The following is a 12131-nucleotide window of genomic DNA, read 5'->3' as shown; positions in this document are numbered from 1 at the left end:
GGCCGCCAGGAGCAGCGCCCCCGCGGCCACCGGGTAACAGGCGCTCAAGAGCCAGGGCGGTACGGCCGCGCGTTCCTGTCCGGTGCAGGGGTCGGCCCCCTCCCGCTCGAACCCCTGGGCCAGGTGGCAGGCCGCCTGGGCCGCGTACTCGGGGTGGCCGGTGGCGAGCGCGGTCCTGGCCGCGGCGCGGGCGCCCTCGATGTCGCCGCGTTCCTCCAGCACCACGGCCAGGCCGACGGCGGCCTGCGCCCGGTCGGGCTCGTCGGGGTCGGCGGCCAGCTCGGCGAGGATGGCCGCTGCGGCGTCGAGGTCGCCGTCCTCGGCCAGGCGGCGGGCGGTGTCGAGAGGCGGGGTCCGCAACTCTGAGGACGTCAAAGAGGGCTCCTTCGGCGACGATCGGACCGAGCCTAACGAGTTCTGGCGATCATGTCTGCCGACTCGGCGGGGTTGGCCTGGCGGCGACGGGAACCACACCCCCGCGCCACCCCGGCACACCCTCCCTCACCGCCCCGTGAGCCCCCTGCGTCCGCGAAGCGCCACGCCCCAGGAGCGGGACGCCTGCGCGTCCCCGAAGCGCCGCACCCCAGGAGCGGGATGCCTGCGCGCGGGCGACGAAGGGACGCGCCGTGGTGCGGACACCGCCGTACGCGGGACGGCGGACGTCGCCTTACAGCCGGGCGCGTGAACAGGACGCGAGCGGCCCGGGGCTCGCGTCGTGACGCACGCGAGGGCACGTCGCGACGCTAGGGCACGTCGCGGCGCAAGGGCACGTCGCGGTGCTGACGCGGGCGGCCCGCCTGGCTGGCCCCAGCCGAACCTCGGCGCGCGGAAAGAGGCCCCGGAAACGGCGTGGCCCCTCCCCGCCGGCGCGGGAAGGGGCCACTCGGAGGGGGACGGCCTGTCAGTCCTCGTACGCCTCCAGGGGCGGGCAGGAGCACACGAGATTGCGGTCGCCGTAGGCCTGGTCGATGCGGCGCACCGGCACCCAGTACTTGCCGTCGCGCAGCGAGGGCAGCGGGTAGGCGGCCTCCGTGCGCGTGTAGGGGTGGGTCCACTGGTCGGCCGCGACGGCCTCGGCGGTGTGCGGGGCGTTGCGCAGCGGGTTGTCGGTCTTGTCGTACTCGCCGGAGGCCACCTTGGCGATCTCGCCGCGGATGGCGATCATGGCGTCGGCGAACCGGTCGAGCTCGGCGACGTCCTCGCTCTCGGTCGGCTCGATCATGAGCGTGCCCGCGACGGGGAACGACATGGTCGGCGCGTGGAAGCCGTAGTCGATGAGCCGCTTGGCGACGTCGTCGACCGTGACGCCGGTCTCCTTGGTGATCTGCCGCAGGTCGATGATGCACTCGTGGGCCACCAGCCCGCCGCGCCCGGTGTAGAGCACCGGGTAGTGGGGGGCCAGCCGGCGGGCGAGGTAGTTGGCCGACAGGATGGCCTGCTCGGTGGCGGCGGTGAGGCCGTCGGAGCCCATCATGCGGATGTACGCCCAGGAGATCGGCAGGATGCCGGCCGAGCCGTACGGGGCGGCCGAGACGGGGCCGACCGGCGAGCCGCCGCGCAGCGGGTGGCCGGGCAGGTACGCGGCGAGGTGGGCGCGCACGGCCACCGGGCCGACGCCGGGCCCGCCGCCGCCGTGCGGGATGCAGAACGTCTTGTGCAGGTTGAGGTGGGAGACGTCGGCGCCGAACTCGCCGGGCTTGGCCAGGCCGACCAGCGCGTTGAGGTTGGCCCCGTCGACGTAGACCTGGCCGCCGGCGTCGTGGACCTTGGCGCAGATCTCGGTGATGGCCTCCTCGTACACGCCGTGCGTGGACGGGTAGGTCACCATGATCGCGGCCAGCGCGTCGCGATGCTTGCCGATCTTGGCGTCGAGGTCGGCCAGGTCGACGTTGCCCTCGGAGTCGCAGGCCACGACGACGACGCGCATGCCCGCCATGACGGCGCTGGCGGCGTTGGTGCCGTGGGCCGAGGACGGGATGAGGCACACCTCACGGCCGGTGTCGCCGTTGGCCAGGTGGTAGGCGCGGATGGCCAGCAGCCCGGCCAGCTCGCCCTGGGACCCGGCGTTGGGCTGGATGGAGACCGCGTCGTAGCCGGTGATCTCGCCCAGCCAGCGCTCCAGCGTCTCGACCAGCTCGACGTAGCCGGCGGCCTGCTCGATCGGCGCGTACGGGTGGATCGAGGCGAACTCGGGCCAGGTGATCGGCTCCATCTCGGTGCTCGCGTTGAGCTTCATCGTGCAGGAGCCGAGCGGGATCATGGACCGGTCGAGCGCGATGTCCTTGTCCTGCAGTTTGCGCAGGTAGCGCAGCATCGCGGTCTCGGAGTGGTGGGTGTGGAAGACCGGGTGGCCGAGGTAGCCGGACTCGCGGGCCAGGCCGGCGGGCAGCCGGTCGAGGCTCTCGTCGGCGACCAGCGCCTGCAGGTCGGTGAGGGAGGCGGAGTCGTGGCCGAGCGCCTCGCCGAAGGCGGTCGCGACCCGCTCCAGGTCGCCGGCGGTGGTGGTCTCGGAGCAGGCGACGGCGACGTGATCGGCGTCGGCGCGCCACAGGTTGACGCCGCGCTCGGCGGCCAGGCGTACGACGTCGCCGGCCTTGCCGGGCACGCGGGCGAGCACGGTGTCGAAGAACTCGCCGTGGACGACCTCGACACCGCCGCGGCGCAGCGCCTCGGCCAGGGCGGCGGCGTGCCGGTGGGTGCGGGCGGCGATGCGGCGCAGGCCCTCGGGCCCGTGGTAGACGGCGTACATGCCGGCGATGACGGCCAGCAGCACCTGGGCGGTGCAGATGTTGCTGGTGGCCTTCTCGCGGCGGATGTGCTGCTCGCGGGTCTGCAGCGCGAGCCGGTAGGCGGGGTCGCCGTCGGCGTCGACGGAGACGCCGACGAGGCGGCCGGGCATCTGCCGCTGCAGCCCCTCACGCACCGACATGTACGCGGCGTGCGGCCCGCCGAAGCCGAGCGGCACGCCGAAGCGCTGGGAGGAGCCCACGGCGATGTCGGCGCCGAGCTCGCCCGGCGCGGCGACGAGCGTGAGAGCGAGCAGGTCGGCGGCGGCCACGACGAGGGCGCCGGAGGCGTGGGCGGCCTCGGCGACCGCGCGGAAGTCGCGCAGGCGGCCGGAGGCGCCGGGGTACTGGACGAGCACGCCGAAGCACTCGGGCAGCTCGCCCTCCAGGGTGTGCTCGACGAGCTCGATGCCGAGCGGCTCGGCGCGGGTGGCGAGCACCGCCTTGGTCTGCGGCAGCGTGTCGGCGTCGACGACGAACACGGGGCTGTTGACCTTGCCGGCCCGCCGGGCCAGCGTCATCGCCTCGGCGGCGGCGGTGGCCTCGTCGAGCAGGGAGGCGCCGGCCACGGGCAGGCCGGTCAGGTCGGAGACGACGGTCTGGAAGTTGAGCAGCGCCTCCAGCCGGCCCTGGGAGATCTCGGGCTGGTACGGGGTGTAGGCGGTGTACCAGCCGGGGTTCTCCAGCAGGTTGCGGCGGATGACCGCGGGCGTGATCGTCTCGTGGTAGCCGAGGCCGATCATGGAGGTGACGACCCGGTTGCGACCGGCCAGGGCGCGCAGCTCGGTGATCACGTCGGTCTCGCCGGCCGCGGCGGGCAGCTTGAGCCGGTCCTTGGCCCTGATGGCCTCGGGCACGGCCACCGCCACGAGGTCGGCCACGGACTCGAAGCCGACGGCCTCGAGCATGCGCTGCTGCTCGGTGGCGGACGGGCCGATGTGCCGGGTCGAGAACGGCGGGGCTGTCAGGTCGGTCATGAGAGGTGCCTCCCGAGGCTGTGGAGACCGGCGCCAGGGCGCGGGCGAGTGCCGGGTCTCCCCCTCTGTCATCCGGACCTGAGAGCTTCACCCCGGAGGGCTTGCACCGTCGGTGAGGCGCGCCTGGCGGACGTGCCTGCTTTCCAGAGTCGCCTCACCCGAGCGGTACAGGTGCCTGAGAGATTCCGGGGAGGGTTGCTCCTTCGGCGCCCCTGGGACGATGCCCGGGGACTCTCCCGCACGGGGTCGTCAGCCTTGCGCCTCTAAGATTACTACCCTGTGCGGCGAGCGCGCCGCCGCCGGGCCAGCTCGTCAGCGGGGTGGTCGGCCGGGACGGAGTCCTCGACCGCCGCCCGTTCCCCCGGCAGCTCCGCGAGGGACCCTTCGACCTCGCGCCAGACCCGGCCGAGGGCTATGCCGAAGACGCCCTGCCCGCCCTGGAGCAGGTCGATCACCTCGTCGGCCGAGGTGCACTCGTACACGCTGACGCCGTCGCTCATGAGCGTGATCTGGGCGAGGTCGGCCACCCCTCGGTCACGCAGGTGCTGCACGGCCGTACGGATCTGCTGGAGGGAGACCCCGGTGTCGAGGAGCCGCTTGACGACCTTGAGCACCAGGATGTCGCGGAAGCTGTAGAGCCGCTGGGAGCCGGAGCCCTGCGCCGCTCTTATCGTGGGCTCGACCAGTCCGGTGCGTGCCCAGTAGTCCAGCTGCCTGTAGGTGATGCCGGCCGCCGCGCAGGCCGTCGGGCCACGGTATCCGATGTCACCCGGCAGCGCCGCCGGCCGCTCGTCGAAGAGCAGGCCCTGCTCCCCGGCACGCTGCCGCGCGCTCTCGCGCCGCACCGAATCTTCCTGGCCGGCCGTCTTTCCCTCGCCGCTGCTGACCGCCACGCGGACCTCCGGCTTTCTCTCATCCCGTGACCTGATCTGGGGGTTCGTAAAAAGGCGGCCACGGGTTTCACTTGCACCGTAGGACCGTGACCATGCTCAGTCAACGATCCGGCTCGGCGCGTCGTGAAGCGTAAATGCACTGAAATACCTACCCCGCCCGGCCGAAGTCCTCGGGGGTGATCGTGTCAAGGAACTCCCTGAACTTCTCCACCTCGTCCTCCTGGTCGTCAGGGATGATCACTCCGGCCTCCTGGACGACCTCCTCGCTGGCGAAGATGCGCGCCCCCGTGCGCAGCGCCAGGGCGATCGAGTCGGACGGCCGGGCGCTGACCTCCACGCCGTTGGAGAACACAAGATCGGCGAAGAAGATGCCGTCGCGCAGGGCGACGATGTTGACGGCGCGCAGGCCGACACCGAGAGCGCTCAGCACGTCCCTGAACAAGTCGTGCGTCAGCGGCCGGGGCGGGGGCTCCTCCGCCTGGGCCAGCGCGATGGCCGTGGCCTCGGTCATGCCGATCCAGATGGGCAGGAACCGCTCCCCGTGTGCCTCCTTGAGCAGGACGATCGGCTGATTTGTGGGCATTTCTACCCGAACGCCCACGACCTCCATCTGCAACACGGGCTGCTCCGTATTCGACTGGCCGGCGACCCGGCACAGCTCATTGCTGGTTCGCTTATGCATTTCAACGTAACACCCGGCGGGTGCCGTATGTCCGCCGGTGCGGTCCCGAATCTGCCCGGAGCGCACACCCCTGCGTTCCCGCCCGAGGCCGTCCAGAGGTCGCGCGGGGTCAGCCCCTCAGGACGGTGCGCACACCCTCGCGGAGCAGCGCCGCGTGCAGGTCGAGCAGCAGCGCCGACAGCTCCCTGGCCGCCTCGTCGGCCTCGCCGATCGCCCCCGGGGCCCGCCGTTTGAGGACCGGCGCGACCGCCTGCTCGACCAGGCCGCACTCGCGCTCGGCCGCCGCCTTGACCGCGCGCAGGTGCCGGGCGTGCAGGCCGAAACGGGCCAGCGAGCCCACGGTGCGCGCCACGGCCAGCGCGTTGTCGTCGTAGCGCCGGGCGCGGGCCGCGAGCAGGCCGTAGTCCTCCAGCTCGGTGAGCGTCTCGTCGTCGATCCCGGCCTGCTCCAGCAGCTCGGCGCGGCTGAGCCGCACCTCCTGCTCCGCGGAGCCGGAGTCGGGGACGGCGCGCGGGCGGCCGAAGTCCTCGGCCATCTTGTCCTTGATCACCCGCAGCGGCAGGTAATGGTCACGCTGCTCGGTGAGGATGTAACGCAGCTGCTCCACGTGCAGGTGGGTGAACTTGCGAAAGCCCGAGGGGCTCCGCTCCGGCTCGATGAGCCCCTCGCCCTCCAGGAAGCGGATCTTGGAGATCGTGACGTCGGGGAACTCGCCCTGCAGGAGGGCGAGCACCTCTCCGATGCTCATGTGCGAGCGCGCCGCCTGCGCGGTCATGCGGCCTCCTCCGTCGACCCCGTGGACGCGCGCGGGGCCGCGTCCACGGGTCGCTCGCTGCGCTCGCTCATGCGCCGGCGGCGGTCCGCATCAGGAACAGCAGCCGGAACTTGCCGATCTGCACCTCGTCGCCGGAGTGCAGCGGCACCTCCTCGATGCGCTCCCTGTTGACGTAGGTGCCGTTGAGGCTGCCCACGTCGCGCACGGAGAACTGGCCGCCCCGGTGACGGTAGAACTCGACGTGGCGGCGCGAGACCGTGATGTCGTCGAGGAAGATGTCGCTCTCGGGGTGGCGGCCCGTGGTGGTGAGGTCCTTGTCGAGCCGGAACCGGCTCCCCTGGTTGGGGCCCCTGGTCACGGTGAGCAATGCCGTGCCGGGCGGCAGCTGCTCCACCAGCGCCCGCTCGGCGAGGAGCATGTCGCCGGTCTCAGCCTCGTACGCCTCGATTCCCGCGACGGAGATCGTCGACGTGGTGTCCCCGGTGACCTCGGGTCTGGTCAGCGGTGACCCACAGCGGGAACAGAAACGGGCATCCTCGGGGTTGGCGTGCCCGCACTGCGTGCAGTAGACGCTCGGCATCGATCGGCTCGGCCTCCTACCGCGAAGACGCGGCGACGGTGCTCGGCGCGCCTCGCTTCGCTCTTCAAGTTTGCGAATGCCGCAACTTACGCTGCTGAACGGCAAAGGTCAAGGCGGGGCGCTGGACGACAGGTTCGGACGGTGACAAAGTTACCGCTGTCCGCACCTGATGGTCCATGCCGCCGCGCGTATACACAATACGATCTTGCCGGGCGCGGCGCGAACCCCGGGGCCGTTACCCGCGGTGACATTCCTCTCAAGAGCTGCCCAAAAGGAGCCCCATGGGGCGTGGAGGCGGCCCGGGAGAAGGCGGAGGGCGCCCGCCGCCACGGTCAGGACGCGGCGGACTCGACGATGCGGGCCCAGCGCTCGATGAGGGCCTGCGCCGTGTCGACGTCGTGGGCCTCGGCCCACAGGTCGGTGACCGGCTCCGTGGCGGCGGGGATGATCAGCACCCAGCTCCCGTCCTCGCCGACGACCCGCACCCCGTCGGTCGTGTCGATGCGGTGCCCTTCGGCGGAGCCCTCCACGGCCTCGATGACCGAGCGCATGACCGCGCCCTTGGCCGCCCAGCGCGTCGGAACGGTGCGCTTGAGCAGTTTGGCCTCGGGGATGCGGGCGTCGATCTGGCTGAGCGACAGCCGGGTGCGGGCCACCAGGCCGAGCAGGCGCATGAACGCCGCCAGCCCGTCGACGGCCGGGCTGAACTCGGGCACGACGAAGCCGCCCCGCCCGTCGCCCGCGAAGATCATGTCCTCGCCGGCGGCGGCCGAGGTGAGGGCGTCCAGCGCGGTCGGGGTCCACTGGACCTGCACGCCGTGGAAGCGGCACACCTGCTCGGCCACCCGGGTGGTGGTGACGGGCAGCGCCACCTGGCCGCCCCGGCGCTCGGCGGCCACCAGGTCGAGCACCACGAGCAGGGCGCGCTCCTCGCCGATGAGCTGCCCCATCTCGTCCACCAGCGCGATCCGCTCGCCGACCGGGTCGAAGCGGACGCCGAACGCGGCGCGGGACGAGCTGACCAGCTCCGAGAGGCGCTGCAGGTCGCGGCGGCGCTCGGCGAGCGTCTCGGTCGGCGAGGCGTCGTCGAGCCGGGCGTTGACCGTGAGCACCTCGACGCCGACGCGGCCGAGCAGGGTCGGCAGGACCAGCGAGGAGGTGCCGCCCGCGCAGTCGACGACGACCTTCATTCCGGCGATGCCGGTCATGTCGACGCGGCGCAGCAGCTCGTGGGTGTAGTCCTCGACGACCCGCGCCGGGTAGGTCAGCTCGGCGATCTCGCCGGGGAAGGCCCTGCGGAACTCCTGGCGGGAGAAGACCCGCTCCAGCTTGCGCTGGGCGCCGGCGGGCAGGTCGGCGCCCCGGTCGTCCATGATGACGATGTCCACGCTCTGCGGGTCGCCGGCGGTGGTGCGCAGGGCGATGCCGCCGGCGGCCGAGTCTCGGGCGGTGTGGAAGCGGGCCACCGGCAGCGGGGCGGCCTCCAGGTCGAGCACGTTGATGGCGCTGGCGGTGAGCGCGCTGATCACGGCCCGCTTGAGCGCCCTGGCCGCGAGCGAGGAGTCGCGCGAGGTGACGACGTGCGCGCCCTTCTTGAGGGTGGTGGCGTACGCGCTGGCCAGCCGTACGCACAGCTCCGGGGTGATCTCGACGTTGACCAGGCCGCTGACGCCGCGCGGGCCGAACAGGTTGCGCTGGCCGCGCGACTCCCAGATGACGCTGGTGTTGACGACGGCCCCGGCCTCGATGGTCTTGAACGGGTAGACCTTGACGCCGCTGGAGACGTACGCCTCGGGCTCGATGACGCACTCGTCGCCGATGACGGCGTTCTCCTCGATGCGGGCGCCCGCCATGATGTCGGTGCTCTTGCCGACGACGCAGCCGCGCAGGTGGGCGGCGGGGCCGAGGTAGACGTTGTCGTGGACGACGGCCCGGTGCAGGAAGGCGCCCTCGCGCACGACCGCGTTGTTGCCCAGGACGGTGTACTCGCGCAGCTCGGCGCCCGCCTCGACCTTGGCGTAGTCGCCGATGAGCAGCGGGCCCTTGAGCACCGCGTCGGGGTCGACGGAGGCCGACTCGGCCACCCAGACGCCCGGCGACAGCTCGAAGCCGCCGATGTCCAGCCTGACCTTGCCGGACAGGGCGTCGGCCTGGGCCTTGAGGTAGCTCTCGTGGGTGCCGACGTCCTCCCAGTAGCCGTCGGCGACGTAGCCGAAGATGGGGGCGCCGCTCTCCAGCAGGCGGGGGAAGACGTCGGAGGACCAGTCGACGGGCTCCCCGGCGGCCACGTGGTCGAGGACCTCGGGCTCCATGACGTACACGCCGGTGTTGACGGTGTCGGAGAAGACCTGGCCCCAGGTGGGCTTCTCCAGGAAGCGCTGCACGCGGCCGGCCTCGTCGATGATGACGATCCCGAACTCCAGTGGATTCGGCACGCGCTTCAGCCCAATGGTAATGAGGGCGCCATTTTCCCGGTGAAAACGCACCATATCCGACAAGTCGATGTCGGTGAGGGCGTCGCCGGAGATGACCAGGAAACGGTCGTCCCGCAGGCGGTCGGCGGCGTTCTTGACGCTCCCGGCGGTGCCCAGCGGGACGTCCTCGGTGGCGTACTCGAGGCTCATGCCGAGCTCGTCGCCGTCGCCGAAATAGTTGCGCACGAGCGCGGCGAGGAACTGGAGCGTCACCACCGTCTCGGTCACACCGTGCCGCTTGAGCAGGCGCAGCACATGCTCCATGATCGGCCGGTTGACCACGGGAAGCAGCGGCTTGGGCTGGTTGGCGGTCATCGGTCGCAGCCGAGTGCCCTCCCCGCCCGCCATGACGACCGCCTTCACACGATCACTCCTTTGTGGTCGCAGTTGTGAGCCGGCGTACCTGAACGACGTACAACACGGCCGCCCACCAGTACAGACCTGTTCCCCATACGGCGAAGGCCCATCCTGTGACGCGTGCCATCTCGGCATACCACCCCGCGTGGGAGGCGAGGAAGAGGAGCGGGAAGGCGTACATGAGATTGAACATGGCCGCCTTGCCGAGGAAATGCACCTGAAGTGCCCGGTAGCCGTGTTTACGGAGTACGGGGATGAAACAGGCGACGAAGAGCTCGCGGGCGAGGATCAGGGCGACCAGCCACCACGGGATGATGTCGCGCACCAGCAGCGCCAGGATGGTCGAGAACACGTACAGCTTGTCGGCGGCCGGGTCGATGATCCGCCCCAGCCTGCTGGTCTGGTTGAACGCGCGGGCGATCTTGCCATCGAGCCAGTCGGTGAACCCCGCCACCGCCAGGACGGCGATGGCCCACCCGTCCGCCTCCGGTCCGAGGACCAGCCAGAGGAAGACGGGCACGCCGAGGAGTCGCAGGAAGCTCAGCAGGTTGGGGACCGTCCAGATGCGGTCCTCGGCGGAAGTTTCGCTCACGTGCAGACCCTACTGCGTCGAATCCGCGGGCAGCGGGCCCGTCCGCCCCTCACCTCGGGCGGCTACGGGGGCTTCACGGGGTGCGGCTTCGCAGGCGCTCCGGGGGCGGCTCAGAGGCGGAGGAAGGCGTGGGTGCGGCCGATCGCCGCGAAGCCCAGGCGGGTGTAGAAGTCCTTCGGCCAGTCCTCCTCGGCGGCGATCAGGAAGATCGGCTCGCAGCCGGCCGCCTCGGCGAGCAGGGCGCGCAGGAGGGCGCGGGCGTGGCCCCGGCCCCGGTGGCGGGTGCCCGTGTGGACGCTCTCGATCTGGGCGACGCCGTCCTGGACGTACAGGTCGGCGCGGGCCGCGATCTCGCCGGACCCGTCACGCACGCCGCGGAAACGCACCACGTCGGCGCCGCGCCGCCGTTCCTCCACGCGCCGCGCGAGCTGCTCGATCGAGGCGTCGGGGAGGTCGGGAAGGGCCTCGCGCCAGTCGTGGCGCAGGACGGGCAGCAGCTCCTCCAGCGTCAGCTCCTCGGCCCGTGGCACGTCCGCGGGCGGGACGCCCCGGAAGACCATGACCAGGTTGGTCTCGTGGTCGTAGCCCGCCGCGGTGAAGGCGGGGGCGAACGCGGCGCCCAGCGCGTCGTCGTCCACGCACACGTAGCGGTGGCCGCGCCCGGCCAGCACCTCGTCGGCGGCCCGCAGCACCTCCTCCGGCCGTACGGCGTCGCCGGGCGACGCGGGGGCGGGGATGACGAGGTGGTTGTCGTCGTGGGAGGCGGGGTAGCGGTCGTTCAGCACGGCGAAGCCGCCCGGCACGGCGGCCACCCGGCCGGCCTTGCGCCGCGCGAACACGTGCGTGAAGGCGAGGATCCGGGCCAGCTCGCGATCCGGGGCCGCTCCCGGCGTGCGCAGGTCGCGGGCCGCTTCCCGCGCGTGCGGGTCGTCGCCCGTGGCCGGGCCGGAGGCGGGGTGGGCGGTCATCGGGCGCCGCGGGCCGCGGCGACGAAGTCGCGGATCAGGCCCGGATCCTTGACGCCCGGCGCCACCTCGACGCCGCTCGACACGTCCACCCCCCACGGGCGGGCCGCGTCGATGGCGGTGGCCACGTTGGCCGGGTCGAGGCCGCCCGCCAGGAGCCAGCGGCCCGAGGGGCGGCCGCGCACGGCCGCCCAGTCCCACGGCTCTCCCGATCCGGGGCGGGGCGCGTCGACGATGAGCAGGTCCTCGTCGTAGGCGCCGCACCGCAGGTCGGCCTGGGCGTCCACGGCCCGTACCAGGGTCAGCCCGAGGTCCTTCAGCGCCGTGAAGTCGGCGTGCGGGTGGTGTCCGTGCAGTTGGACGGCCCTCAGCCCGGCGGCGAGGGTCGCCGCGCGCACCTGGGTCGGGTCCTCGCCGCGGAAGACGCCCACGGTGAGCACGTGGGCGGGGACCAGCGCGGCCAGCTCCGCCGCCCGCTCAGGGGTGACCTGGCGCGGGCTCCGGGTCAGCACGAACCCGATGGCGTCCGCGCCCGCCTCGACGGCCGTCTCCACGTGGCCGGGCTCGCTGAGCCCGCAGATCTTCACATGCACACGGTCGAGGTTAGCGGCGAAGGGCCGCCCGCGGGGACCACGTCCAGACGAGCATGGCCGTGATCAGCCCGAACAGGATGACCCCGTTCGGCACGTGGGCGCCGAGCCAGAGCCAGGTGACGTGCTGGGCCATGCCGACGACGAGCAGCGCCACACTCGCCAGCGCGGGCCAGCCGGCCCCGCGTCCCGGCCGCCAGACGAGCACGGCGAGGACGACCTGCACGAGCGCGACGAGGTGGACGACCATCCCGGCCATGACGTGGGACTCGCGCATCGCCTCGCCGGCGCCGACCGCCTGGCCGGCCAGCGAGGCGGCGACGAGGAGGGACGCCGCCTGGGCGACGACCACGATGCGCAGCCCGTACAGCAGTCCGGCGGACACCTGCCCGGATCGCTGGGGCGCGGCCGCGGCCACGGTCTCCTGCATTGATGTGGTCCTTCCTGGAGATGTGAGGGA

The 12131-nt window shown here is 72.3% G+C and carries 10 protein-coding genes, 1 pseudogene and 1 riboswitch; all 11 genes and pseudogenes read right to left on the bottom strand.

Annotated elements, in window-relative coordinates; translation table 11 throughout:
• A pseudogene (locus tag AB0H81_RS29670) lies at positions 1–375 on the bottom strand (hypothetical protein); the annotation flags it as partial.
• A 526-nt stretch (positions 376–901) separates the two neighbouring features.
• Entirely contained in the window at positions 902–3763 is a 2862-nt protein-coding gene (gene gcvP / locus AB0H81_RS29665) for an aminomethyl-transferring glycine dehydrogenase (RefSeq protein WP_358381143.1), read from the bottom strand.
• Between the two features lie 153 nt (positions 3764–3916).
• A riboswitch (glycine riboswitch) is annotated at positions 3917–4012 on the bottom strand.
• A gap of 23 nt (positions 4013–4035) precedes the next feature.
• The gene (locus AB0H81_RS29660) at positions 4036–4656 is read right to left on the bottom strand and encodes a MerR family transcriptional regulator (RefSeq protein ID WP_358381141.1); all 621 of its coding nucleotides are present in this window, start codon (positions 4654–4656) and stop codon (positions 4036–4038) included.
• Positions 4657–4804: 148 nt separating this feature from the next.
• Positions 4805–5275, bottom strand: a complete 471-nt coding sequence (locus AB0H81_RS29655; protein WP_090771501.1) for a bifunctional nuclease family protein — start codon at positions 5273–5275, stop codon at positions 4805–4807.
• 172 nt (positions 5276–5447) lie between these two features.
• Positions 5448–6113 (bottom strand): MerR family transcriptional regulator, encoded by a 666-nt coding sequence (locus AB0H81_RS29650; RefSeq protein WP_358381139.1) that lies wholly within the window; start codon positions 6111–6113, stop codon positions 5448–5450.
• 67 nt (positions 6114–6180) lie between these two features.
• The gene (locus AB0H81_RS29645; protein ID WP_358381137.1) at positions 6181–6693 is read right to left on the bottom strand and encodes an FHA domain-containing protein; all 513 of its coding nucleotides are present in this window, start codon (positions 6691–6693) and stop codon (positions 6181–6183) included.
• Positions 6694–7025: 332 nt separating this feature from the next.
• Positions 7026–9530: a mannose-1-phosphate guanyltransferase gene (locus tag AB0H81_RS29640; protein WP_358381135.1), complete on the bottom strand. Its 2505-nt coding sequence runs from the start codon at positions 9528–9530 to the stop codon at positions 7026–7028.
• Between the two features lie 4 nt (positions 9531–9534).
• A complete protein-coding gene (locus tag AB0H81_RS29635; RefSeq protein WP_358381133.1) occupies positions 9535–10116 on the bottom strand; it encodes a CDP-alcohol phosphatidyltransferase family protein in 582 nt (193 codons plus the stop codon).
• Positions 10117–10226: 110 nt separating this feature from the next.
• Complete coding sequence (locus AB0H81_RS29630; protein WP_358381131.1) at positions 10227–11084, bottom strand: GNAT family N-acetyltransferase; 858 nt, start codon at positions 11082–11084, stop codon at positions 10227–10229.
• Complete coding sequence (locus tag AB0H81_RS29625) at positions 11081–11674, bottom strand: phosphoribosylanthranilate isomerase (protein WP_358381129.1); 594 nt, start codon at positions 11672–11674, stop codon at positions 11081–11083. The genes AB0H81_RS29630 and AB0H81_RS29625 overlap by 4 nt, the downstream gene beginning before the upstream one ends.
• A gap of 10 nt (positions 11675–11684) precedes the next feature.
• Complete coding sequence (locus tag AB0H81_RS29620) at positions 11685–12101, bottom strand: hypothetical protein (RefSeq protein ID WP_358381127.1); 417 nt, start codon at positions 12099–12101, stop codon at positions 11685–11687.
• Positions 12102–12131: the final 30 nt, after the last annotated feature.

This window comes from Nonomuraea sp. NPDC050691 (genome assembly GCF_040654455.1).
Taxonomy (GTDB): domain Bacteria; phylum Actinomycetota; class Actinomycetes; order Streptosporangiales; family Streptosporangiaceae; genus Nonomuraea.
This window is presented reverse-complemented; position numbering and strand designations above follow the sequence as displayed.

Bases quoted from the DNA above. Each gene is read 5' to 3' on its own strand.
- gcvP (WP_358381143.1), bottom strand. From the start codon at position 3,763: ATGACCGACCTGACAGCCCCGCCGTTCTCGACCCGGCACATCGGCCCG.
- AB0H81_RS29650 (WP_358381139.1), bottom strand. From the start codon at position 6,113: ATGACCGCGCAGGCGGCGCGCTCGCACATGAGCATCGGAGAGGTGCTC.
- AB0H81_RS29645 (WP_358381137.1), bottom strand. From the start codon at position 6,693: ATGCCGAGCGTCTACTGCACGCAGTGCGGGCACGCCAACCCCGAGGAT.
- AB0H81_RS29630 (WP_358381131.1), bottom strand. From the start codon at position 11,084: ATGACCGCCCACCCCGCCTCCGGCCCGGCCACGGGCGACGACCCGCAC.
- AB0H81_RS29620 (WP_358381127.1), bottom strand. From the start codon at position 12,101: ATGCAGGAGACCGTGGCCGCGGCCGCGCCCCAGCGATCCGGGCAGGTG.